This is a genomic window from Albidovulum salinarum (genome assembly GCF_025673475.1).
Classification (GTDB): domain Bacteria; phylum Pseudomonadota; class Alphaproteobacteria; order Rhodobacterales; family Rhodobacteraceae; genus Albidovulum; species Albidovulum salinarum.
This window is the reverse complement of the sequence record NZ_JAOVQO010000010.1, coordinates 1-23,808: the sequence shown is the minus strand read 5'-3', so window position 1 is coordinate 23,808 and position 23,808 is coordinate 1. Positions and strand designations below refer to the sequence as shown.

19 protein-coding genes, 2 tRNA genes and 3 pseudogenes are annotated in these 23,808 nt (G+C 66.3%); 14 read left to right on the top strand and 10 right to left on the bottom strand.

What is annotated here, in order from left to right; all coding sequences use genetic code 11:
• The first annotated feature begins 27 nt into the window (after positions 1-27).
• The gene (locus OEZ60_RS11550) at positions 28-675 is read left to right on the top strand and encodes a hypothetical protein (RefSeq protein WP_263336213.1); all 648 of its coding nucleotides are present in this window, start codon (positions 28-30) and stop codon (positions 673-675) included.
• Here the strand turns inward: OEZ60_RS11550 and OEZ60_RS11545 are convergent, their stop codons facing one another.
• Positions 676-2,100 (bottom strand): protein adenylyltransferase SelO, encoded by a 1,425-nt coding sequence (locus OEZ60_RS11545; protein ID WP_263336210.1) that lies wholly within the window; start codon positions 2,098-2,100, stop codon positions 676-678.
• A gap of 58 nt (positions 2,101-2,158) precedes the next feature.
• Positions 2,159-3,097, bottom strand: a complete 939-nt coding sequence (locus OEZ60_RS11540; protein WP_263336208.1) for a nucleoside hydrolase — start codon at positions 3,095-3,097, stop codon at positions 2,159-2,161.
• Between the two features lie 132 nt (positions 3,098-3,229).
• Here OEZ60_RS11540 and OEZ60_RS11535 point away from each other — a divergent pair, with 132 nt between their 5' ends.
• The gene (locus OEZ60_RS11535; RefSeq protein ID WP_263336205.1) at positions 3,230-4,150 is read left to right on the top strand and encodes a hypothetical protein; all 921 of its coding nucleotides are present in this window, start codon (positions 3,230-3,232) and stop codon (positions 4,148-4,150) included.
• A 115-nt stretch (positions 4,151-4,265) separates the two neighbouring features.
• Here the strand turns inward: OEZ60_RS11535 and OEZ60_RS11530 are convergent, their stop codons facing one another.
• From OEZ60_RS11530 to lipB, 4 genes are all read right to left on the bottom strand, one after another.
• Positions 4,266-5,177: a Hint domain-containing protein gene (locus tag OEZ60_RS11530; protein ID WP_263336202.1), complete on the bottom strand. Its 912-nt coding sequence runs from the start codon at positions 5,175-5,177 to the stop codon at positions 4,266-4,268.
• A 90-nt stretch (positions 5,178-5,267) separates the two neighbouring features.
• Complete coding sequence (locus OEZ60_RS11525) at positions 5,268-5,792, bottom strand: DUF2244 domain-containing protein (protein ID WP_263336200.1); 525 nt, start codon at positions 5,790-5,792, stop codon at positions 5,268-5,270.
• A gap of 1 nt (position 5,793) precedes the next feature.
• Positions 5,794-7,464 carry a cytochrome c oxidase subunit I gene (ctaD, locus tag OEZ60_RS11520; RefSeq protein ID WP_263336197.1) on the bottom strand — a complete coding sequence of 557 codons (1,671 nt, stop codon included), beginning with the start codon at positions 7,462-7,464 and terminating at the stop codon, positions 5,794-5,796.
• A gap of 435 nt (positions 7,465-7,899) precedes the next feature.
• Positions 7,900-8,586: a lipoyl(octanoyl) transferase LipB gene (lipB, locus tag OEZ60_RS11515; protein WP_263336195.1), complete on the bottom strand. Its 687-nt coding sequence runs from the start codon at positions 8,584-8,586 to the stop codon at positions 7,900-7,902.
• A 442-nt stretch (positions 8,587-9,028) separates the two neighbouring features.
• Between lipB and OEZ60_RS11510 the strand changes: the two genes are divergently transcribed.
• The 3 genes from OEZ60_RS11510 to OEZ60_RS11500 all read left to right on the top strand — a co-directional run bounded on the left by OEZ60_RS11510 (position 9,029) and on the right by OEZ60_RS11500 (position 13,831).
• The gene (locus OEZ60_RS11510; RefSeq protein ID WP_263336193.1) at positions 9,029-10,426 is read left to right on the top strand and encodes a peptidoglycan-binding domain-containing protein; all 1,398 of its coding nucleotides are present in this window, start codon (positions 9,029-9,031) and stop codon (positions 10,424-10,426) included.
• 136 nt (positions 10,427-10,562) lie between these two features.
• Positions 10,563-10,649, top strand: a tRNA-Leu gene (locus OEZ60_RS11505).
• A gap of 641 nt (positions 10,650-11,290) precedes the next feature.
• Positions 11,291-13,831, top strand: coding sequence for an AMP-binding protein (locus OEZ60_RS11500; RefSeq protein ID WP_263336191.1), 2,541 nt, complete (start codon positions 11,291-11,293; stop codon positions 13,829-13,831).
• A 95-nt stretch (positions 13,832-13,926) separates the two neighbouring features.
• Here OEZ60_RS11500 and OEZ60_RS22290 read toward each other — a convergent pair whose 3' ends face one another.
• Positions 13,927-14,103 (bottom strand): integrase core domain-containing protein, encoded by a 177-nt coding sequence (locus OEZ60_RS22290; protein WP_354003558.1) that lies wholly within the window; start codon positions 14,101-14,103, stop codon positions 13,927-13,929.
• A 401-nt stretch (positions 14,104-14,504) separates the two neighbouring features.
• Between OEZ60_RS22290 and OEZ60_RS11490 the strand changes: the two genes are divergently transcribed.
• The 5 genes from OEZ60_RS11490 to OEZ60_RS11470 all read left to right on the top strand — a co-directional run bounded on the left by OEZ60_RS11490 (position 14,505) and on the right by OEZ60_RS11470 (position 19,167).
• Positions 14,505-14,921 carry a universal stress protein gene (locus tag OEZ60_RS11490; protein WP_263336187.1) on the top strand — a complete coding sequence of 139 codons (417 nt, stop codon included), beginning with the start codon at positions 14,505-14,507 and terminating at the stop codon, positions 14,919-14,921.
• A gap of 41 nt (positions 14,922-14,962) precedes the next feature.
• Entirely contained in the window at positions 14,963-16,603 is a 1,641-nt protein-coding gene (locus tag OEZ60_RS11485) for a BCCT family transporter (protein ID WP_263336185.1), read from the top strand.
• Positions 16,604-16,951: 348 nt separating this feature from the next.
• The gene (locus tag OEZ60_RS11480) at positions 16,952-17,209 is read left to right on the top strand and encodes a metal-sensing transcriptional repressor (protein WP_263336183.1); all 258 of its coding nucleotides are present in this window, start codon (positions 16,952-16,954) and stop codon (positions 17,207-17,209) included.
• A 6-nt stretch (positions 17,210-17,215) separates the two neighbouring features.
• Entirely contained in the window at positions 17,216-18,526 is a 1,311-nt protein-coding gene (locus OEZ60_RS11475; protein WP_263336180.1) for an MFS transporter, read from the top strand.
• 371 nt (positions 18,527-18,897) lie between these two features.
• On the top strand, positions 18,898-19,167 hold the full coding sequence (locus OEZ60_RS11470) for a glycine zipper 2TM domain-containing protein (RefSeq protein WP_263336178.1): 270 nt from the start codon (positions 18,898-18,900) through the stop codon (positions 19,165-19,167).
• Positions 19,168-19,209: 42 nt separating this feature from the next.
• On the opposite strand, the pseudogene OEZ60_RS11465 reads toward OEZ60_RS11470, so the two are convergent.
• Positions 19,210-20,014: pseudogene (locus OEZ60_RS11465) on the bottom strand (integrase core domain-containing protein); the annotation flags it as partial.
• Here OEZ60_RS11465 and OEZ60_RS11460 point away from each other — a divergent pair.
• A pseudogene (locus tag OEZ60_RS11460) lies at positions 19,985-20,262 on the top strand (transposase); the annotation flags it as partial. The pseudogenes OEZ60_RS11465 and OEZ60_RS11460 overlap by 30 nt on opposite strands.
• Positions 20,250-20,441 (top strand): annotated as a pseudogene (locus OEZ60_RS22285) (hypothetical protein); the annotation flags it as partial. The pseudogenes OEZ60_RS11460 and OEZ60_RS22285, both read left to right, overlap by 13 nt.
• 105 nt (positions 20,442-20,546) lie before the next feature.
• Here OEZ60_RS22285 and OEZ60_RS11455 read toward each other — a convergent pair.
• On the bottom strand, positions 20,547-21,872 hold the full coding sequence (locus OEZ60_RS11455; protein ID WP_263336176.1) for an ATP-binding protein: 1,326 nt from the start codon (positions 21,870-21,872) through the stop codon (positions 20,547-20,549).
• Positions 21,873-21,914: 42 nt separating this feature from the next.
• Between OEZ60_RS11455 and OEZ60_RS11450 the strand changes: the two genes are divergently transcribed.
• Positions 21,915-22,826: an MBL fold metallo-hydrolase gene (locus tag OEZ60_RS11450; RefSeq protein WP_263336173.1), complete on the top strand. Its 912-nt coding sequence runs from the start codon at positions 21,915-21,917 to the stop codon at positions 22,824-22,826.
• Positions 22,827-22,895: 69 nt separating this feature from the next.
• A tRNA-Asn gene (locus OEZ60_RS11445) sits at positions 22,896-22,970 on the top strand.
• A 116-nt stretch (positions 22,971-23,086) separates the two neighbouring features.
• On the opposite strand, the gene OEZ60_RS11440 is transcribed toward OEZ60_RS11445, so the two are convergent.
• Positions 23,087-23,569, bottom strand: coding sequence for a toll/interleukin-1 receptor domain-containing protein (locus OEZ60_RS11440; RefSeq protein WP_263336170.1), 483 nt, complete (start codon positions 23,567-23,569; stop codon positions 23,087-23,089).
• Positions 23,570-23,808 lie beyond the last annotated feature (239 nt).

The following is a 23,808-nucleotide window of genomic DNA, read 5'->3' as shown; positions in this document are numbered from 1 at the left end:
CGAATTTCGCAATCCTAGATTGAACTTATGTGGAAGCGCCGCCTCCGTCGCCAGCCCTTGATCGTCCAGGCGATCTGGACCGTCCTGGCTGTGGCTTGCCTCGCGGCGCTCGTCACCGGGCGCTGGTACCTCGCTTTCGTCTCGGTCGCGACGATCGTCCTGTCGCTCCTGCCAGTGCTCTTTCAGGGCCGGTTCGGCATCCGCCTTCCGGTGCGGTTCTTCGTCTGGATCGTGGTCTTCGTCTTTGCCACGATTTTCCTCGGCGAGGCGTTCGATTTCTACAACTGGATCTGGTGGTGGGACATCGTGCTTCACGGCGTCTCGGCGGTCGCCCTCGGGCTCGTCGGCTTCCTCTTCGTCTTCATGCTGTTCGAGGGCGACCGCTACGCCGCGCCGGCCTGGGCGGTGGCCTTCGTCAGCTTCTGCTTCGCGCTGTCGGTCGGCGCGATGTGGGAGGTGTTCGAGTTCGCGATGGACCAGGTCTTCGGGCTGAACATGCAGAAGTCCGGCCTCGTCGATACGATGTGGGATCTCATCGTCGACATGATCGGCGCGGCGATCGGGGCCTTCGCGGGCTTTCTCCACCTCAAGGGGATCGAGCTTGGCGGGCTTACCGGCGTGCTGCAGGAGTTCATCCAGAAGAACCGTCGGTTCTTCCGCAAATTCCGCCGCTGATCAGGTGCCGCAGAAGGTGCGGCGGACGATCTCGTCCGGTTTCGGCGCGTCCCGGTATGCGATGGCTTCGGGCTGGTCTCCGTACGGTTCCGCGAGGATCGCGTTCAGCCGGTGGAACGGCGCGAAATCCCCGGCGACGGCGGCACGGATCGCCTCCTCGACGCGGTGGTTGCGCGGGATGAAGGCCGGGTTGGCAGAGCGCATCACGGCCTCGGGGTCGGCCTCGCGTGCGAGCCGCGCCTGCCAGCCCTCGGCCCAGACCTCAAAGGCGAACGGGTCGGCAAACTCCGCCGCCGCGGTGCCGTCGACGAGGCCGCGGAAGGTGCGGGTGAAGTCGGCCTCGTTCTCGGCCATCAGGGTCAACAGCGCCTCGATCAGCTTGGCGTCACCGTCCTCCTCGGTCGAAAGCCCGATCTTGGCGCGGAAGAGCCTCAGCCATTCCCTCTGGTAGATCACGCCGAAACGGTTGATCGCGGTGGTGGCGGCCTCGATCGCGGGCTCGAGTTCGCCCATCAGCGGCAGAAGGCAGGAGGCGAACTGCGCGAGGTTCCAGACCGCGATCTGTGGCTGGTTGCCGTAGGCGTAGCGCCCGAACTGGTCGATCGAGGAAAAGACCTTGCCCGGATGGTAGGCGTCCATGAAAGCGCAGGGCCCGTAGTCGATGGTCTCGCCTGAGATGGCCATGTTGTCGGTGTTCATCACGCCGTGGATGAAGCCGAAGCTCATCCATTTCGCGATGAGCCGCGCCTGCGCCGCCGTCACCGCCTCGATCAGCGCGAGCGGTCCCTCGGCGCCGGGATAGTGGCGCTGGATGACGTGATCGGTGAGGAGCCGGAGTGCCTCGGTATCCTCGCGCGCGGCGAAATACTGGAAGGTGCCGACGCGGATATGGCTCGCCGCGACGCGGGCGAGGACGGCGCCGGGGAGCGCGGTCTCGCGCCAGACCGTCTCGCCGGTCGTAACCGCGGCGAGGGCGCGGGTGGTCGGCACGCCGAGTGCGGCCATCGCCTCGGAGACGATGTATTCGCGGATCACCGGGCCGATCCAGGCGCGGCCGTCGCCCCGGCGCGAGAAGGGGGTCTGGCCGGAGCCCTTGAGCTGGAGGTCGAAGCGCCGCCCGCCGGGCGCGACGATCTCGCCCAGAAGGATCGCGCGGCCGTCGCCGAGCTGCGGCACCCAGCCGCCGAACTGGTGGCCGGCATAGGCCTGGGCGAGGGGGGCCGCGCCTGCGGGCGTCGCATTTCCGGCAAAGGCGGCGATGCCCTCGGGCGTCGCGAGCAGAGAGGCGTCGAGCCCGAGTTCGGCCGCGAGCCGGTCGTTCACCGCGATCAGGCCGGGTTCGGCGACCGGCACCGGGGCCTGGCGCACGAAGAAGCGGTCCGGCAACCGGGCATAGGAATTGTCGAAGGGCAGGGTCAGGGTCATGCGCGTTCCTCGCCCCCTAGATAGGCACGGCGGCGGGGCAGGGGAAGCTCTGCCGTGATCAGAGCCGCCCGATGCGCTCGGTCAGGAGTGCGAAGAAGCCGTCCGCATCAACATCGCCGATGAACATCGCATTGGCCTCCCGTCCCGAGACGCGCCACCAGTCGGCGACCGTCATGCCGGCGGTGAAGCGGCCTTCAAGCTCGATCTCCACGTTGATGTGGCGGCCCGAGAAGAGGTCGGGCTCGATGAGATAGGCGATGGTGCAGGGGTCGTGGAGCGGGGCGCCTTCGGAGCCGTATTTCGCCATGTCGAAGCGTTCGAAGAAATCGGTCCAACTCGCCACCGCATGGCCGACCCGGGTGCCGAGGTTACGGAACGCCTCGACCCGCGCCCTTGTGGTCAGCGCCTGGTGGGTGACGTCGAGCGGCATCACCACGAGCGGCACGCCGGACTTGAAGACGATGCTCGCCGCCTCGGGATCGACATAGATGTTGAACTCGGCCGCCGGCGTCACGTTGCCGACCTCGAAATAGGCGCCGCCCATCAGCACGATCTCGGCAACCCGCTCGACGATGTCGGGCGCTTTCTGGAAGGCGGTGGCGATATTGGTGAGGGGGCCGATCGGGCAGAGCGTGACCGTGCCCGGCGCCTCCTCGCGCAGGGTCTCGATCAGGAAATCGACGGCGTGACCCTCGGCGAGCGGCATCGAAGGATCCGGCAGCGCGATTCCGTCGAGGCCGGTCTTGCCGTGGACATGTTCGGCGGTGACGAGCTGGCGGGTGAGCGGTGCCTCGCAGCCCGCGAAGACGCGGATGTCGCTCCGCCCGGCAAGCTCGCAGACGACGCGCGCGTTCTTCGAGGTGAGCGCGAGCGGCACGTTGCCCGCGACTGTGGTAAGCCCGAGCACCTCCAGTTCGGGCGAGGCGAGTGCCAGCAGGATCGCCACCGCGTCATCCTGGCCGGGGTCGGTGTCGATGATGATCTTGCGTGCGCCCATGGCCGTTCCTCCGCTATCCGGGGCCGAGACTGGCGCGGTGTTGCTGTCTTGTCCAGATTGGACAGCCGTCCAATCCGCAACCGGAAAAAGCCAAACCTTCGCCATATTTGGTCACCAGTCTGGAAACGATCCGTGGGAAAGGCCGACATCATGCAGGCTCCAACCAGCGATATCGTGGTCCATGCCGGCGCGCATTGCTGCGGCGCCGAAGAGTATCAGAGATTTCTTGGCGCAAATCGCGCGGCACTGACCGCGGCCGGCTACGATCTGGCCTATCCGGGCCGGGGCGGTGCGCCGGGCGGCACCTTCGACTGCGGCTTTCCCGAGCCGCGCCACCAGGGCATCTCGCTCGACGCCATCGTCGGCGCGATCGCTACGGCCCTCGCGGACCTTGGCGCGGAGGGGCGCGGTCTGATCCTGTCGGAGCACGACCTTGCCGGGCATATGGCGAGCCTCCTCGCCGGGCGCTTCTACCCGGTGGCACTGAAGCGGGCCGAGGCGCTGCGGCAGGCGCTCGGCCGGCCGGTCGACCGCCTCGTCGTCGCGATCCGTCCCTACGAGGACCTCTTTGCCTGCGCTTGGCGCCGGTTTGCGCTCGACCGGCAGATGGAGCCCTTCGCGGAATACGTTCCGGCGATGGCGGGTTTTTCCGGCGGCTGGACCGAGACGGTGACGGCGCTGCGCGACGGTCTCGAGGCGGGCAGGGTGACGGTGCTGGTCGGCCCGCAGCACCCTCTTGACCTGATGGCGCATCTCGTGCCCGGGCTGCGGCTCGCCGATCCGGTGGTGCTGCCCGAGGCACCGGCAATCACCGACAGCGCGATCGCGATGATCCAGCGCCACTACGGCCAGGGCGCCCGCTTCGCCCCCGGGCAACGCGACCGGATCCTCGCCTTCCACGCAACCCAGCCGCAGGTCGCGCCCGAGACCGGCTTCGCAGCAACCCAGCTTACCGCCCTGCGCGCGCGCTACGCCGAGGATCTCGACCGGCTTGCCGGGCTTGCCGGGGTCGAGCTCGTCGCGGGCGCCGTTTCGGCGGTGGCGGCGGAATAAAGCGCCCGAATCTCTGTCCCGCCTAGATCATTCAAGAGGCATCGATCTGACGCGGAGTTGGCGGGTGCGTGCGGCAGAAGCAGCTCGTGGACTGGTTTGCGGTGTGCTTGCCGCGTCAGCGCATCGACGCGACGAGGGTGGCCTCGCTGCGCGTGAGGCAGCCCCGTGCAAGCCCGAAATCGGCATGTTCCGACAGGCTTTCGGCCTCGGGAAAGAGCCGCTCGAGTTCGGCCACGTCTTCCCGGTCGAGGCATCGAACGGCGACGTTTCCGAGGTGAAGCGACTCGCTGGCGAGGCCGTTGGAGAGGATGATCTCGTGGCGATCGAAGATGAGGTGGATGTACGTCACCGGACCGGCAGTGTCCTCGCGGACGACGCTGTGGTCGTTGACCAGGTGCACGGCATGGGCGAACGCTTCCTCGGCGCCGAAATGCAGTTCTATGTCCCAGCCGCCGATCAGGATGCGGTGGAAGGGCGAGACCAGCAGATCGGTATGCGGCCGCCCGGCGCCGAAAGCGCCCGCCTTGATGCGCACCGGTCGCAGAGTCGATTCTGACGCCAGACGCCGCGCGCCTATCTCCCGCCGCAGGATGTGCCGGATCGGCGCGGCCCCGCCGTCGAGCGTCAGGACCCTGTCGCCCACGCCAAGCGTCTCGATCGGGCGCTCGCCGTCGGTGGTGGTGATCAGCGTGCCTTCGACGAAGCACGGCACGGCGTTCTCGTCGATTGCGATCGAGACCGTCAGGGTGTCGGTATTACCCTGGCCGCCGCCGGCATGTACCGCGGTGACCGCGAGGCTCACGGTGACGCCTCCGGGCGGGATATCGGCGCCCGGCAGCAGCGTGAGTGTCAGGACCCCGGTCGGGCCGATCGACACGGTGTAGTCGCCCGGGGAAAGCGCGCCGTCCGATAGCACCGTGACAGACCAACTCGCGGGCAGTTTCGTCGCCGTGTAGACCGACACGACCTCGGTCTGACCGGGACCGATGCTCAGGGTGGGGCTTCCGATGACCTGCTGCGTCGCCATTTCGGTTCTCGTCGTCGATCAGGTTCGCTGAGAAACTGAAGTCGAAATGTGGCGACAATGTGTCATGCTTCTTGCTGCGACCGCAGCCGATCATGATCGTGCTGCCGAAAGCATCTCTCGCAGAGCGCCCGCAAGGTCGCGGCGTTCCTCTGGCGACAGGAACGCGCCGAGCTCGACCTCGCGTCCCTCGCCCTTCAGCGTGAGATAGTCGGGGACCGGACCACCCGTGGCATGGAGCGCGACCGAGACCCAATAGGGATTGGCCTCCCACCGCAGCTCGCTGCCGTCCGGGGCGCGGCGGAGGATCTCGATCCGGTCGGGGTGGAGCGTCAGCCGCTCGGTCAGCTCGCCGGTGCGGTAGCTCGAACTCAGCGCGCGCCAAATCCCCCAGACGGTGAGGACGAGGAAGGGCAGGAGCCCCCAAAGGACCTTGGTGCCGAGGACCGCGAAGAGTGGCAGCGACAGGAGTGCCGCGGTCGCCGCGATGAAGCCGACGAACCCGGTGCGCGGCAGCGAGCGGTGCGGCCAGAGCACGAGTTCGGCCACCGGCTCACGCGAAGAGGCCCCGGATTTCTCCGGGGCCTCCTCGGGTCGTCTTACCCAGTGATAGGGCATCTCAGTGGGCGTGGCCCTTGTCCCACATGTCGCGGGTCGGGAGCGTCTCGAACGTGTGCTCCGGCGGCGGCGAGGGCAGGGTCCACTCGAGCGTGTCGGCATGCTCGTTCCAGTAATTCGCTTCCTCGACCCGCTTGCCCGCGCGGAGCGTGTAGAACACGATGCCGATGAAGAAGATGAACGAAGCGAAGGACAGGAACGCGCCGAGCGACGAGATGTAGTTCCAGTACGCAAAGGCCTCCGGGTAGTCGATGTAGCGGCGCGGCATGCCCTGGCGGCCGAGGAAGTGCTGCGGGAAGAAGGTCAGGTTCGCACCGATGAACATCATCCAGAAATGCAGCTTGCCGGCCCATTCCGGGTACTGTCGGCCCGACATCTTGCCCATCCAGAAGTAGCAGCCCGCGAAGATCGCGAACACCGCGCCGAGCGACATCACGTAGTGGAAGTGCGCCACGACGTAGTAGGTGTCGTGATAGACCCGGTCGACCGGCGCCTGGCTGAGAACGACGCCGGTGACGCCGCCCACGGTGAAGAGGAAGAGGAACCCGAAGGCCCAGAGCATCGGCGTCTTGAACTCGATCGAGCCGCCCCACATCGTCGCGATCCAGGAGAAGACCTTGATGCCCGTGGGCACCGCGATCACCATCGTCGCCAGCATGAAATAGGACTGCTGGGTCAGCGACATGCCGACCGTGTACATGTGGTGCGCCCAGACGACGAAGCCCAGAACCCCGATCGCCACCATCGCGTAGACCATCGGCAGGTAGCCGAAGATCGGCTTTCTCGCGAAGGTCGCGATGACGTGGGAGATGATCCCGAAGCCCGGCACGATGATGATGTAGACCTCGGGGTGGCCGAAGAACCACAGGATGTGCTGGTAGAGGATCGGGTCACCGCCGCCCGAGGGCTGGAAGAAGGTGGTGCCGAAGTTGCGGTCGGTCAGCAGCATGGTGATCGCGCCCGCCAGAACCGGCAGCGACAGCAGGATCAGCCAGGCGGTGACGAAGATCGACCAGGCGAAGAGCGGCACCTTGTGCAGCGTCATGCCCGGCGCACGCATGTTGAGGAAGGTCGTGATCATGTTGATCGCGCCGAGGATCGACGAGGCGCCCGAGACGTGCACCGCGAAGATCGCGAGGTCCATTGACCAGCCGGCCTCGTTCGTCGACAAGGGCGGATAGAGCACCCAGCCCACGCCGGAACCCGCCTGGTCGTTGCCGCCCGGCGCCAGCACCGAGGCCACGGCGAGCGAGGTGCCCGCGACATAGAGCCAGAAAGAGAGGTTGTTCATCCGCGGGAACGCCATGTCCGGCGCGCCGATGTGCAAGGGCATGAAGTAGTTGCCGAAGCCGCCGAAGAGCGCCGGGATCACGACGAAGAACATCATCAGGATGCCGTGGGCCGTGACCAGCACGTTCCAGACATGCCCGTTCGGGGTGCAGGGCTCGTCGGAGGCGAAGAGGCGCGAGCCCTCCATGCACATGTGCTGGACGCCCGGCTCCATGAGCTCAAGCCGCATGTAGACCGTGAAGGCCACCGAGATGAGACCCACGACCGCGGCCGTGAAGAGGTAGAGGATACCGATATCCTTGTGGTTCGTGGACATGAACCAGCGGGTAAAGAACCCGGGGTGTCCATGATCACCGTGGCCATGAACGGCTGCGTCGGCCATGCTGTTCTCCCATTCCATACGCAAGGCGCGGGTTATCGCCCCGCGCACGGCTTCAGGCCCCGTAATAATTGTCCGGGGGCGGATGGGCAATCAAAGAAGCAGGGCCCGCGACGGAAAATTTCCGTCCCGTGGATTTTCGGGAAATCAAGCGCGTCCGAGGACTTGCCGGGCGGGCGCCGGGAGCGGCGAGGCCGGGCTAGGCCGCGGGGCGGCACGTATCGTGATTGGCGTCCACGCGCGGGCATTCGGTCTTACGGCGTGGCCGCGGTCCCGGCGGGGATCTCTATCTACATCGCTTTCCTTCGACTGGCGGAGCCCCGGCAAGGTCCGGGCGGGGCCGCTCTAGCACCGAATCCGATGGCGCGATTTGACATGGCGCAAACCGGCCTGATCGGTGGGGAAGGGCGCTGGCCGGGGAATCGGTTGCCCGCAGTCTCAGGCTTCGACAGGCCCGGGCCGCCGATCCGCCTCACCCGGCCCGAATGCCTGCGCGAAGGTTGCCTTCAGCGCGACGTCGAGATCGCCCATCGTCACCGGCAGGCCGAGATCGACGAGGCTCGTCACCCCGTGCTCGCGAATGCCGCAGGGCACGATCCCGTCGAAATGCGCAAGATCCGGCTCGACGTTGATCGCGATGCCGTGGAAGCTGATCCAGCGCCGGAGCCGCACTCCGATCGCGGCGATCTTGTCCTCGCGCACCGCACCGTCGGAGCCGGGCGCCTTGTCCGGACGGGCGACCCAGACCCCGACGCGCCCCTCGCGGATCTCGCCTCTCACGTTGAACTCGGCGAGCGCCGCGATGATCCAGGCCTCGAGCCGGCCGACGAAGGCGCGGACGTCGCGGCCGCGGCGGTTGAGATCGAGCATCACATAGGCCACGCGCTGGCCTGGCCCGTGGTAGGTGTACTGGCCGCCCCGCCGCGCCTCGTAAACCGGGAAGCGGTCGGGATCGGTGAGATCCTCGCGCCGCGCCGAGGTGCCGGCGGTATAGAGCGGCGGGTGCTCCAGCAGCCAGATCGCCTCGCCGGCACGCCCCTCGGCGATCGCGGCCACCCGCTCCTCCATCGCGGCAAGCGCGGCCTCGTAATCGACGAGGCCGGGGCTGGTGATCCATTCGACCATGGGTTCTCCGCATCAAAGCTGCCCCAAGGGCAGGAATTCCAGACTGGCGCCAGCCGATGCGGCGGCGCATAGTCCCCCGCATAGTACGGCCTCCCCGAAAGTTCACGGGGATTTTTTGATCAGATCATTGGGGGCAAGCATGTCGGTGTTACGCATTGCGGCCGCTTCGGTGGCGGTCACGACCGGTCTACTCATCGTCTCCTTCTTGCTGGCCCATCCGGGCTTTCGGTCGGAGTCAGGAACGGGGTCCGGCTGGGTGATCGACCATAGATAGAAAGCCTTGTTGATAGTTCTTGTTACGAGTGTGCAAAACCCGGGCCTGAACCCCTTCGCCGTTGCCAATGCGACGCGAGGGGTTCAGACTCGGGTGGTTTCCAAGTCTCGCCGCGGCCTGGACGTGCCCGGGGCACGGCGAAATGCCATTTTCGTCGGGGGGTACGATATGATCAAGCAACGCATCGTCGTCGCGTCCGCAGCGGTTTCGCTCGTCCTGTCACCGGCCGGTCCGGTCCTGGCCGATGCCGGCGACGCCATTGCCGGTGGCATCATCGGCGGCATCATCGGTGGCGCGATCGTCAACGAATCCAACAAGAGAAAGCAAGTGGTGCGCCGCTCGCCGAGCTACCACTACAGCGGGGTCAGTTCTGCGCAGCGCGCCCAGAACCGCGAGGTGCAAGTGGCGCTGAATTATTTCGGCTATCCGGTCGGCGCCGCCGACGGGGTGATCGGCAGCCGCTCGCGGTCGGCGATCTCGCAGTACCAGGCGACGCTCGGCTACCCGGCCACCGGCAATCTTACCGAATACGAGCGCAACCTGCTCGTCGGCTCCTACCACCGCGCGGTGGCGGGGGGGGGGGCGACGATGAGCCAGGCCGCCGCCCATCCGATGGGCATGCGCGGGCTCCTGCTGACCTGGCGCGACGAGGCCGCCGGGGTCACGCCCTACGGCCAGGGCGCGGTGCACGGCCAGATGACGACCGCCATGCCGGCGGCGCCGGTGCTCCCGGTGCCCTCGGCGCCCGCCGTGACGGCGCCCGAACCGCAGGCGGTCATCGCTATGCCAGAGCCCGAGGCGGAGCCGGAACCGGCCGCGCCGGGCCTGCCGACCTTCCTCGGCGGCGCAACGATCGAGGCCTCTCTCGCCTCGCATTGCAACCGGGTCGGGCTGATGGCTTCCAGCGGCGGCTACACCACGGTCGCGACCATGACCGATCCGATGACGGCACTCGGCGAGCAGTTCTGCCTCGTCCGCAGCTTCGCCATCGCCGAGGGTGAGGAGATGGCCGCCCGCGTGCCCGGCGTCACCATGTCTGAGGTGGCGGCCCAATGTGCGGGCTTCGCGCCGGCGATGAAAACCCATGTCGCATCGGTCTCGCTCGAAACCGCCGATCGCGTCATCGCCGATGTGCGCGATTTCGCGCTCTCGACCGGCATGGCGCCGGCGCAACTCGCGGCGACCGCGAAGATCTGCCTCTCGGTCGGGTATTCCGGCGACGACATGGACGTGGCCGTGGCCTCCAACCTGATTCTCGCAGCACTTGGCGAGGCCGCGTACGGAGAGCTTCTCGGCCATCACCTGAGCCAGGGATTCGGCGCGGCCCGGCGGGCGGATCTCGCCTTCGACTGGTACGACATGGCGATCACCGCCGCGGACCTGACCGGCGCGGCCCCCTTCGCGCCGGGCCAGCCGGAGCGGATGCAACTGGTGCGTAAGGCTGCCTACACGATTGCCGGCCGCGGCGACCAGGCCGCGGTTCCGGCGGCGCCGGAAGCCTTGCCAGCGGCGCTTCCGAGCTTCGCGCTGCCGCTCGACACCGCCTCGGCCGAGGTAACCGAGTAGCCGCCGGGGCGCCGTTTCAGGGGGGTGGTTCCCCGTCGCGTGTTTTTTCGCGGCGGGGCGAAAATTCCCCTTCACATCGCCGGAGGCTTTGGCTAATAAGCGCCCACCTCGCCCGGAGGTGAACTTCGGGCCCGGTGCGGTTGTGGCGGAATTGGTAGACGCGCAGCGTTGAGGTCGCTGTGGGCTAACCCCCGTGGAAGTTCGAGTCTTCTCAACCGCACCACTCTCATCTCCTTGAATGCAAGTAAGTGACGAAAAAACAGGGCCTGAGCCTTGGTCCGGAACCTGCCTCCCGACCGAAAGGTGCTCCTGGATGGGGCAGGGGGTTTGCCGGGGCTCTTGGCGCCGGTGCAGCAGCGATAGACTGCGCGGGCCTTCATGGCGGCTGGCAGGCCGGCAGACCCGGGCAGACCGATACGGACACCGGGCCGGACGGCGTGATGGTCAAGGTGATAACTGGCAGTATCGCCGACCCCGAAGAGCTGACGATTGACCAGGCCGCCCTCGCCGCCGCGTCAATGGCCATGCGGGGGAAGGCGAGACTGCCGCGCTGCTTCCGTTCACGGTGAACCATGGACATGCCGCGACATGCTGCGTCGAGCGACGCCTGTGCGGCACGCGGCAGGTCCGGCGTCCAGAGACGTTCGCCTGACCGCGGACTTGGTCGATGCAAGAGCGATGGCGGGCGGGGCTCAGACGTCTTTCCAGTGTATGGGGGCGGGGATGACACAAAGCCGATTGTGTGTTCGAGGCGCACTTGGGTCCTTCAGGCCACGACATCTCACGAACGGCTCATACTTGACTGAAATACTCTACCATTGTATCGGGCGCGTTCATTGCGACCAGTAATCGGCTGAGGGCACCTTGTTCCATAGCTATGAAGCCCTTCAGGCGTTCGGGGATCGTGCCGCACTGCTCGCAGGCGATAGCGTCACGAGCTATTCGGAACTCGCGGCGGTCTCGGCTCGCTTCGCGTGCAGGTTTCCGCTGCGGCGCGGCCTGATCGCGATCGAGATGGCGCCGACGCCGACAACGATTGCCGCCTATCTCGGCGCATTGCGGGCGGGCCACGCCGTGATGCCGATGCCGGAGGGGCAGACCGATCTCGCATTGAGCCTCGAAGCACGGTTTCGGCCCGCTGCGAGCTGGAGGCGGGTGGGGAATCGCTTCCGACTGCTTTACCATGATCGGCCCTCCGAGCTTCATCCCGATCTGGCACTCCTGATGATGACCTCCGGCAGCACCGGCCAAGGCCGCGGCGTTCGCCTTTCCCGGGACGCCGTTTCAGCCAACGCTTCGTCCATCGCCGAATATCTGGCGATCGGAGTGGAAGACCGCGCCGCCCTGGTGCTGCCATTGCACTATTCCTACGGCCTGTCCGTCCTCCACTCGCATCTCGCGTCGGGGGCAGGCCTGTGGTTGAACGAGGGAACGATCCTCGAGCCGACCTTCCTGCCGCGCCTCGCGGAGTCCGGGGCGACAAGTCTGGCCGGCGTTCCCCATCACTTCCGCCTGCTGGAGGCCGCGATCGCCGAAAGGGGGTTGCCGGCCGGGCTGACCTGTTTGACCGTCGCCGGCGGCGCGATGCCCGCTGCCGATGTGCAGCGCTGGACGCAGAGGATGTCGGAGCGGCGCGGCCGCTTCGTGGTGATGTACGGCCAGACCGAGGCGACGGCGCGGATCTCCTATCTGCCGCACGAAATGGCCGCGGGCGCGCCGGACGCCATCGGCCGGGCCATCCCGGGCGGACGCCTATCGTTGCGGGACGACACCGGCGCGACCTTCGCCGAACCCGGGCGGGAGGGCGAGCTGATCTATCGCGGACCCAACGTGATGATGGGCTACGCATCCGATGCCGCGGATCTCGGCCGCGGTTCCGAAACCGACGAACTCGCCACGGGGGATCTGGCGGTGTGCGGGGCTGACGGGCTCTACCGCATAACCGGGCGGCGCTCTCGGATGTCGAAGATCGCGGGGCTGCGCGTGGGGCACGACGCGCTGGAACAGGCGCTTGCCGCATCGGGAGACGACGCGGCCGTCTGGGGCGATGACGAGCGCATTTGGGTTGCGACGGGCCGCCCCTCCGAGGCACTGCAGACGCGCGTGGCCCGGCTCGCGGGCGTCGGTGCCCGGCATGTGGTCCTGGTTCGGTGCAACCCGTTGCCGCGGCGCCCGAACGGGAAGATCGAGTATCCGGCGCTCAAGGCGCTGGCGTCGCCGCCGCCTCCCGACAAGGGCCTGCTGCCCATATTCGCGCGGACCTTCGCGCCGCAGGCGGTCCGGCGGAGCGACAGTTTCCAGAGCCTCGGCGGCGACTCCCTCCAGCATGTCGAGCTCTCTCTCGCGCTGGACCAGCACTTCGGGGGGCTGCCCGAAGGTTGGGAGCGGCGGCCGATCGCCGAGCTCGAAGGCGCCTCCACGGGACCGGCGAGCCGGGTTCCGATGCCGCTTCTCGCGCGGGCTCTGGCGATTCTGGCCGTGGTCGTCGCGCATCAGACGCTGTGGCCCGTCTATGGCGGTGCGGCTGCAATGGTCATCCTGCTGGGGATGAGCGTCGCGGAGCACCGGTCGCGGTTTCTGGTCGAGGGGGAGACGCCGCGCTTCCTCTCTCCGCTCGGGCGCGTCCTGATCCCCTATGCCGTCGTCCTCTTGGGATATGCCGTGGCCTGGCAGCAGATACCCTGGGCGTCCGTCGCGCTGATCGGCAATTTCGCCGTGACGAAGCCCGAGACGCACCTCATGCTGCCCTACCTCTACTGGTTCGTCGAAGCCTACGTTCAGATGTGCCTGCTGCTCGTGGTGGTCTTCCGCCCGCCGGGAATGCGCCGCTGGCTGGCGCGCTCGCTGTTCGGCACCGGTCTGTTCCTGCTGGCCATCGGCGTGCTTTTGCGGGTGACCCTGCCCGAACTCTGGCCGCTGCCCGCCGGACGTTCGCAGTTTTCGGTGCCTTGGATCTTCTACCTGTTTGCGCTCGGCTGGTGCATCGCGGCGGCGCGGAGCTACTCGCAGCGGCTCGTGATCCTGGTGGCGGCGGCGCTGATCCTGCCGCTCGCCGCCTGGCTCGGCGGCAACTGGTACGGATCCTGGTCGAAATACCTGAGCCTGCTCGGGCTGGCCGGGGTGCTCCTCTTCGTCGAGGCGGTGCCGATGCCGCGAGTGATCGTGCGCGGTGTCATGCGCCTCGCGCACGCGGCTTTCCCGATCTATCTGCTGCACCGCCTGGCGCCCGAGGTGCTGATGCCCTTCATGGAACCATACCTGTCTCCCGTCGTCTTCGACGCCGTGGCGATACTGGGCGGGATTGCGCTGGGGGTGCTGGCGGCAGGCGCGCTGTCCTGGCTTTCGCGGACGCTGATCTCCTTGCCGGCCTACCGCAAAGTATCGCTCCTCAACCCGGCAGGATGACCCGGTGTGACCGGCCGCGGTCGCCGGTCGGTCATGACGAGCGTCTGCGCGCCAGGTTTCACGAGTTGGTATCGGTTCCGCGGAATCTGCACACGCTAGGCCGCTGATGCGCGTGCGTCAGCGGGAGGGGCCATGTCCGGCGCCTGATGCGGGTGCTGGTGGTTGCAGAAACTGCGCCAGTCGCCGATGGCGCGGTTTGCGTTCTGGATTCCATCGAAACGCTTGCGCTGGATGCACTGGTCCTTCAGCGTCCGCTTCACACGCTCGACCATACGTTCTGCTGAGGGCTGCGCGGCTTGATTAACTCCTGTTCCAGCCCGTAACAGTCGGAGCACTCGACCTCAACCGAACACCTGCTGGCCGCGTCCGAATGCGCCGATGTCCTGACCGACCTCCCGGGCGTGAACGGCTGCGGCGAAGATCATCCGCCCGACCGCGCAGCTTGGGAACGCTCCAGCGCGATTTGGTCGCTGCCGGAAAATGTGTTCTAATATCAATGCCAAAGTCGCCAAACGGGCTAAGCACGGCAGTTGGCCCAGTTTCCGGCATGTCCGCGGTTGACCTTTTCGGGCATGCCACCGGCCGAAGCAGGACCCACCGCACGTTCTGATGGCCGGTACGAATGCCGGGCTCGGGCGCCGCGATCCGACGAGACCGCATATGGGAGGGCAAAGTGTTCAGCAAAATCATGGTTCCCGTGGACTTGAAGCACCTTGACCGGATGCAGAAGTCGCTGCAGGCGGCAGCCGATCTGGCACGGCTCTATTCGGCCACCGTTTGCTACGTTGGCGTCACCAGCGCCGAGCCGAGCGAGCTTGGGCACGGTCCCGGGGAGGTCGCGGACCGCCTTGCGGACCTTGCCAAGACCGAAGCGGCGAAGCACGGGCACGGGGGGGCGTCGCACCTGGTCATCAGCCACGACCCGACCACCGAACTCGACAAGGCCCTGCACGAGACCGTTGGCGAAATCGGCGCCGATCTTGTGATCATGGCCACGCATATCCCGAACGTGACCGACTACATCTGGGCGTCGCACGGCGGCTCGCTCGCGTTGCATTCTCGCGCTTCGGTGATGCTCGTACGCGGCTGACACCCGGAAACCGACACTATCCTGCGACAGGAGGAAGCCACATGGCCGGCCAGGACAATACCCAGGGCATCCCCGTTCCCGAAGGCTCTGCGGACATCATCGATACCGATTACACGATCGGCCAGGACAACATCGAAGGCCAGCTTGGTCCCTTCGGTTTCGACATCCACAACCCGGTCTTCATTGTCTCGGGCCTGACGATCGTGGCCTTCGTCTTCTATGCGCTGGCCCTTCCCGATCAGGCCGGTGCCGTCTTCGGCTGGCTCCGACCCTGGCTGACGTCGACCTTCGACTGGTTCTTCCTAGGCGCCGCGAACGTCTTCGTGCTCTTTTGCCTGTTCCTCATCGTCAGCCCCTGGGGCTCGGTTCGGCTCGGCGGCAAGGAGGCCGCGCCCGACTACTCCTACATGGGCTGGTTCGCGATGCTCTTCGCCGCCGGCATGGGCATCGGGCTGATGTTCTTTGGCGTGCTGGAGCCGGTCTATCACATGGCGATCTCCGAACCACTGGGCGTGCCTTCGCCGATCGGCGAGGATGGCGCGATCATCCCGGAAAACGTCGAGGCCGCGAGGAAGATGGGCCTTGCGGCGACGATCTATCACTGGGGCCTGCATCCATGGGCGATCTACGCCGTCGTGGCGCTGGCGCTGGCGCTGTTCACCTTCAACAAGGGCCTGCCACTGACGATCCGTTCTGCCTTCTACCCGATCTTCGGCGAGGCAATCTGGGGCTGGGTCGGCCATGTCATCGACATACTTGCGGTCTTCGCCACGCTCTTCGGGCTCGCCACCTCGCTCGGCTTCGGCGCGCAGCAGGCCAATGCGGGGCTCGAGCATGTCTTCGGCATCCCGAACAACATCACGGTGCAGGTACTGCTGATCACCGCCATCACCGCCGTGGCATTGGGGTCTGTCCTGCGCGGCCTCGACGGCGGCGTGAAGGTGCTGTCGGAGATCAACATGGGCATCGCGGCGCTTCTTCTCGTCTTCGTGCTGCTTGCCGGGCCGACGGCGACGATCGTGGCCGACTTTATCAGTGGCCTCGGTGCTTACGCGGCCGGGATCTTGCCGCTGTCAAACCCGGTCGGGCGTGCGGATGCCGGTTACATGCAGGGCTGGACCGCCTTCTACTGGGCCTGGTGGATCAGCTGGTCGCCCTTCGTCGGCATGTTCATCGCCCGCGTGTCGCGCGGCCGCACGGTGCGCGAGTTCATCATTTGCGTGCTGATCATCCCCTCGCTGGTCTGCGTCCTCTGGATGGCCGTTTTTGGCGGCGTCGCCATCGACCAGGTGCTGACCAACCCGGCCGCCAGTTCGGTAAAGACCTACGTCATCGACAGCTATGTGCCCGAGCTGTCGCTCTTCGCGATGCTCGAAGGGCTACCGCTGGCCACGATCACTTCGGTTATCGGTATCATTCTTGTCGTCGTGTTCTTCGTGACCTCGTCGGATTCGGGTTCGCTCGTGATCGACACGATCACGGCGGGCGGCAAGGTCGACGCACCGCTGCCGCAACGGGTCTTCTGGTGTACGTTCGAGGGCGCAGTGGCGATCGTGCTTCTGGTCGGCGGCGGGCTCGGGGCGCTTCAGGCCATGGTCATCTCGACGGGCCTGCCCTTCACGGTGGTGCTGCTGCTCATGTGCTGGGCGATCCTGCGTGGACTGATGAGCGAAGCCCGCTGACTTGGCTCTCACGCTGCAGAGTAACGGCCGGGCGGACTGTGGTGAGGCGGTCGTGGGGATCGGCGGTGTGATGCAGGTCTTCGGTCTCGGCGCCTTTCAATGACCGACGGCTTGGTCGGCATCGATGATGGGTTGGATGGCCGCTCCTGACGCTACTTGTGCCACTTTGGTCCTTCTGCGGTCAGGGGGAGATTGACCTGCCCCACCTGAGTGGTCCGGCATGAGTGTTAGTGGATGATCGGCTTGATCTTGCCCCTTTTCCACGCTGTGTCGCCATTCGCCTGTCCGCCCGATACGTCGCATTCACGCGATCTTGCATTATCCCCGCCCGGGGGATAGGGGGCTTCAATGACAGAACCCCATACCCACGCAACCCACCCCGGCATCGTCAAGCGGCTGAAACGCGCCGACGGCCACCTGCGCCATGTCATCGACATGATCGAGAGCGGCAAGCCCTGCGCCGACATCGCGATGCAATTGCTGGCGGTGGAACGGGCGGTCTCGGCCGCCAAGCGGGTGCTCATTCACGATCATATCGACCATTGCCTCGGGCAGGACGGCGGGCAGAGCTTCGCCGAGATGCGGGCTATGGCCAAGCTGCTCTGAGGCATCATGCTTTCCGTGCTCGCGAACCGCACCTACCGCCACCTCTTCGCGGCGCAGGTGATCGCGCTGATCGGCACCGGCCTTGCCACCGTCGCGCTCGGGCTTCTCGCCTGGCAGATCGCGGGTGAGGATGCCGGGCTCGTGCTCGGCACGGCGCTCGCGATCAAGATGGTGGCCTATGTGACGCTGGCGCCTGTGGCCTCGGCCTTTGCCGACCGGGTGCCGCGCCGCGCGATGCTCGTCGCGCTCGACCTGATCCGGGCGGCGGTCGCAGTGGCGCTTCCGTTCGTGAGCGACGTCTGGCACATCTATGTGCTGATCTTCCTCCTGCAGGCCGCCTCGGCTGGCTTCACCCCGACCTTCCAGGCGACGATCCCCGATGTCCTGCCGGACGAGGGCGAGTACACCCGCGCGCTGTCGCTCTCGCGACTTGCCTACGACCTCGAAAGCCTCTTGTCGCCTATGCTCGCGGCGGCGTTGCTCACGGTGGTCAGCTTCCCCGTCCTTTTCGGCGGCACGGTGATCGGTTTCCTCGCCTCGGCGGCATTGCTCCTGACGGTGACGCTGCCCTCGCCGAAGCCGGCCCGGCCGCGCGGCATCTGGGACCGCACGACGCGCGGCACACGCATCTATCTCGCCACGCCGCGCCTGCGCGGGCTGCTGGCGCTGAACCTCGCGGTAGCGGCGGCCGGTGCGATGGTCATCGTCAACACCGTCGTCCTCGTCAAGGCGCGCCTTGGTCTCGGCGAGCCGCAGGTGGCTCTGGCGCTCGCGGCCTTCGGCGGCGGCTCGATGGCGGCGGCCCTGATCCTGCCGAAACTGCTTGAGCGGATAGCCGACCGCCCCGCGATGATCACCGGCGCCGCGATCCTGGCCTTGGGCACGTTCGTCGGTCCGCTCGCGGGATCGCTGCCGGTGCTGATGGCCCTTTGGGTCGTCATCGGCTTTGGCTACAGCCTGACCCAGACGCCGACCGGTCGGCTGCTGCGGCGCTCCGCCCAACCGGAGGACCGCCCGGCAATCTTCGCCGCGCAGTTCGCGTTGAGCCATGCTTGCTGGCTTCTGACCTATCCGCTCGCAGGACGCTTTGGTGCTGCTTTCGGGCTGGACACCACGTTCCTCCTGATGGCGGCGCTCGCTGTGCTCGGCGTCGTTCTGGCGCTGCGCCTCTGGCCGGCCGCCGAGCCCGATGCCCTGCCTCACACGCATCCGGACCTGCCCGCCGATCATCCGCATCTGAAGGAACACGGGATAGAAAGCCACCGGCATTCTGTCGTCATCGATGATCTGCACCCGCGCTGGCCGCACAGCGCCTGAGACCGGACGCCAGCGCGTTGATCGCGTTTTCCGGGCTGTTCCTGGCCGCGTTTCTCGCGGCAGCGCTCGTTGAGCCTCCCCAACGGAATTGGCCTGCCACGATGGTTAATGTCTTTTTGCCCCTCCTCGGGATCCCCCGGAGAACCGACGAGCCCCAACTCTTGAACCAAGCAGGCTTTCAGAAAGCATGAGTGGGGCTAACCACAATCGGATTGCTCACACATGTAAAGGCTTGATAAAGTTCATTGGAAGCGCATTGATTGAAGAAGTGGCGACAGAAGTTCATCTGGATCGCCCGACGAGTAGACATGCGGACGTTTAGAAACCCGCAAGGTTGTTCAACTAAGAGCCGTTAGCGGAAGGAGTAGAGAATGATCCGAGCAGCAGGAATCGTCTTAATCATGGCGGCGAGTTTCGGCATCGTTTCGGGGTGCACGGACAATCAGGGCGTCAACGCAGCTTCGGGCGCGCTCGTGGGTGCTGCGGTTGGGAACCAGTTCGGTAGCGGCAGCGGCAAAACCGCCGCGACGCTGGTCGGAGCGGCGGTCGGCGCGCAGGTCGGAGCGAACCAGCCGACATCGCGCACTTGCACGTATCGGAACCCGCAAACCGGTCAAACCTATCAGGCCGCCTGCCCTTAAGCGCCACCCACTGCGGCAGGATTTAGCGCCCCAAGTTGTCCAGGTGTTCAGTCCTGGCATCTGGTGGATCGGATCGACGATGAATCGATCGGGCTCTGAAATCCAGACCTAGCAGATGTATTCGTAAGGCGTGAGGCCGCTGAGGGTCTTGAGCCTGCGGCCGAAGTTGTAGGCGGCCATGAAGTCCGCGAGGTGCGCGCGCAGCTGATCGTGGCTCTCGTGGCGGAAGCGTTTCACTGTCGCGTCCTTGATCGTCCGGTTCATCCGCTCGATCTGGGCGTTGGTCCGACGGTGGTTGGGCTTGGTCAGGCGGTGCTCGATCCCGTTCGCATCGCAGGTAATGTCGAAGCGCATCTGCCTGGAATCTGGGGTGTTTCTGTTCCTTGGCTGGTCGGCGAACTGGATGCTCCTCGCCATCGGGCTCGAACCGATGGCGCCGCGATGGCTCGATCGGTCAGGACCGTGTGGCTCCGGTAGGGAACCGCCTCCAGCAGGTGTTCCAGGAACACCCGCGCCGTCCGTAGGCCGGCCTTCTCCACCAGTGGGGCGACCGCGAACGTGCTGGTGCGGTCGATGGCACCGAAGAGAAGAGCTTGCCCTCGGCGGTCTGCACCTCGGCGATGTCGATGTGAATGAACCCGATGGGGTAGCGTTTGAAGCGCTGACGCCTGGGTTTGTCGCCTTCGACATCCGGCAGCCGCGAGATGCATTCGCCCTTGGGCTCGAACCAATGGCGCCACAATGGCTCATCGCCGAAGTGGCGATGCAGCACCGACCGGGTCAGATACGGGATCGAGGGCTGGAGAGCACAGAGGCAATCGTCCACGGGCAGCAGTGCGTGCCGACGGACAACTGGTCGGACTACGACGCGTCGCTGCGCCGCCGGGGCGCGTTGTCGGCCCGGTTCGATCCGGAGATGGATTGGCACGCCAGGAAAACGGCAAGCGTTGCCATCCCGAGACTTTCTTCGAGAGCGCGATCCAGATCTGCCTGACCATGAAGGTCCAGTTCGGCCTCCCACTGCGCCAAACGGTCGGTTTGGTCGCGAGCCCGTTGGAGATGGCCAGGCCGGACTGGCCGCGGCCCGGATCAACTGCTCGAAGAGTGCCGGCGAGAGCACCATGTCACGAGACCCCGACCGTCAGAGCGCCGAAATCCAGATCCGCATCGCCATCGTGAACCGGTTCAACGCACTCGGCACCACCGTGATCCAAGCCGTTGCCCGATGTCGGAACGCTGAGGGCAAACCCCGTCCTTTCCCGGATCAGCGCTAAAACGCCGCAGCACCCCACGAAGGATCATCTCCGGCCGCATTCCTCGCGGAAGGGAAGCGATCGATTGATTCCGCCTTGGAGATGCAAGGCGCGCAATGACCCCGATCAGCGCGCCAGGACCAGTTCCGCCTTGAGCCCGCCGAGCCGTTCGCTTTCGCCGAGCCTGAGCGTGCCGCCATGACTGCGGGCGATGTCGGCGGTGATCGCGAGCCCCAGGCCAACCCCGGTGCCGCGATCCTGGTTGCGCGCGTCATCGAGCCGGGTGAAGGGGCGCAACGCCTCCTCGCGCCGTTCTCGCGCGATGCCCGGGCCATCGTCCTCGACCGTGATCCGGATCGCGCGGTCGAGGATCGCCAGCGACACCTCGGCGCGTCGGCCGTAGCGCACCGCGTTGCCGATCAGGTTCTCGAGCGCGCGGCGCACCGCCCCCGCCCGCATCGGCGCCGCGCCGGCGCCGGTGACCGCGTAGAGCACGACGTCCTGCCCCGCGCGCCTTGCGTCCTCGATCACCGCGGTCACGAGCGGCAACGGGTCCAGGACCTTCGCCTCCTCCTCCATCGCATCGCCCCGGACGAAGGCCAGGAACGCGTCGAGCAGACGCTGCATGTCGTCGACATCGCGGCTCATCGCGGTGGCTTCGGGATCGTCGCCGAGCATCGACAGGCCGAGTTTAAGCCGCGTCAGCGGCGTGCGCAGGTCGTGGCTGACCCCCGACAGAAGCAACGTGCGCTGTTCGATCTGGCGCTCGATCCGCGCGCGCATGTCGAGAAAGGCGTTGCCGGCGGAGCGGACCTCGATCGCGCCGGAGGGGCGGTAGGGCTCGATCCGCCCCTTACCGAAGGCCTCGGCGGCGCGCGCCAGCCTGCGGATCGGCCGGAGCTGGTTGCGCAGGAAGATAAAGGCGATGAGGGTCATCAGAAGGCCGGTCGCCAGCATCAGCACCAGGAGCTGGTGCGGGTTGGTCGCGGCGACCCGGCTGCGTTCGAAACGGATCGCCATCGGACCGTGCCGGGTCGACATTACCAGCCGCACCGTGCGCAGGTCCGAGACGTCGACCGCGTCGACGCGCTCGACCAGGGCGCGCAGCGTCCGGATGACAACTCGGCCCGAGAGATCGTAGAAGACCCGCGCATCCGCCGACGGCGCATCCGTCGCCGCCGGCAGGTCGACGGTCATCGCCAGCGCCTCGGCCAGACGCCTCAGCTCGGACCGGGCGGTCGCGGCATCCCCCGCGGTATCGGCGCGCTCGGCGAGATAGGAGATCTCCAGCACGACGTTGCGGGTCATCTGTGCTGTCACGCGCTCGAAATGGCGCTGGATGAAGGCTATGGACACGACGATCTGGATGATCACGATGGGCAGGACGAGAATGAGCGCGGCGCGGCCGTAGAGGCCGCGGGGAAGGATGCTCTTGAACCAGTCGAAACGCATGGCCGGAGCCTAGCCCCAGCGGTCAGGGAGAGAAAGCGCAAGATGAAGGAGGAATCGCGGATCCCGCCCCGCCCCGGCAGGGTGCTGCTTCTGGAGCCGGGGCTCCGGACGGTGCTCGCGCCCAACCCCTCGCCGATGACGCTCCACGGCACCAACAGCTACATCCTCGGCGAAGGCGAGGTCGCGGTGATCGATCCGGGACCGGCCGATCCGGCCCATCTCGCCGCGCTCCTCGGCGCCCTCGCTCCCGGCGAACGCGTGAGCCACATCTTCGTCACGCATGCCCATCTCGACCATTCGCCGCTCGCGCGGCCGCTGGCCGAGGCGACCGGCGCCCCGGTCCTCGCCTTTGGCGACGCGCGCGCTGGCCGCTCGGCGCTGATGGAACGGCTGGCGGCCGGGGGCGGGCTCGCCGGCGGTGAGGGTGTCGATGCCGGGTTCGCGCCCGATATCCGCCTTCGCGACGGCGAGACGGTCGAAGGCGCCGGCTGGACGCTGCGGGCGGTGTACACGCCGGGCCACATGGGCAACCACCTGAGTTTCGCCTGGCAAGACACGGTCTTCTGCGGCGACCACGTCATGGGCTGGGCGTCGTCTCTGGTTTCTCCGCCCGACGGAGACATGGGGGCCTACATGGCTTCTCTCGCCCGGCTCGCGGCGACCGGCGCGCGGCGCCTCTATTCCGGCCACGGCGATCCGATTCCCGACGCACAGGCCCGCATCGCCGCGCTGGCCGCCCATCGCCGCGAACGCGAAGCAGCGATCCTGGGAGCGCTGTCCCGTGGCCCTGCGGATGCCGCGAGCCTCGCCGCGATGATCTACACCGATACGCCGGCACCGCTCATGCGCGCGGCCGCCCGAAACGTCTTCGCCCACCTCCTTGATCTCATGGAGAAAAAGATCGCAGAGCCGGAACTATATTCAGGAATCGACGCCCATTTTCGGCTTCTGTGAAGTTCCTCGAAATTTATCGCAAGACCCTCTGGACGCCCCACGCCGCGCTTGCTATATCGCCCCCGGTGTTCCGGCGTAGCTCAGCGGTAGAGCAGTTGACTGTTAATCAATTGGTCGTAGGTTCGATCCCTACCGCCGGAGCCAAAAATCCCTGCTAAAACAGGTAATTGCAAAGCCTCCGCAAGGGGGCTTTTGTTGTTAATAGCCCAACTCATAAGCAGATCGTAAGCAGGCTGGACAGGCCTAATGAGACGCTGACATTACACAGCGACCAGTTCGGCTAGCTTCGTCGCTACATCCGACATGGGCTCTTCTGCGGTGCTTAGACCGCTACGCGAGCCAAGCATGGGGCTGACGTCGCGGAGAGCTTCGTAAGTCGTATCATGAACAATGGGAACAAGCAGTTCTCGCGCAAGGAGTACCGATAGTTCTTTGTCGGCGATACCCTCTCCACGAATGCGACTCAAAAACGCCGGGGTTACCAGCACGATACCCACTCGCGACTTGGCTAGTCCCTTGTCGATTTCGCGAAGCAACGGTGACCCGAGAAGGACATCCTTTTCGCTAAACCATACAGAGACGCCCTTCAACTCAAGGAGATTGTGCAGTTCCTTGGCTGCGCCTTTCCGGACGTCCCACGCATGACAGAGAAACACGTCTCGAAGCTCAGGTTGTGACGCCCGCTTCTCCACATTCTCGCGAACTGGGGTCAGCGCTCGCACTTCGGTAGGAGTGTAGAGCACGGATGACCCTGCCGGAGACCACTTCGGCTTGCTGCTGCCACGCCCGCTACTGCTCCGTCCACCGCCACTACTCACGGGTGACGAATGGGAAGAGTAAGATGGCGTGTAAGACGTAACCGGCCGCTTTGGACCGCCTTCCGAGTGTGGTCTTCAGATCTTAGGCTACGTCGTTATTGACGTCGTTGCCGACGTCGTATCGGCTGGGAGATTGAATGCGGCAGGGTGAAGTGCTGGGTGTG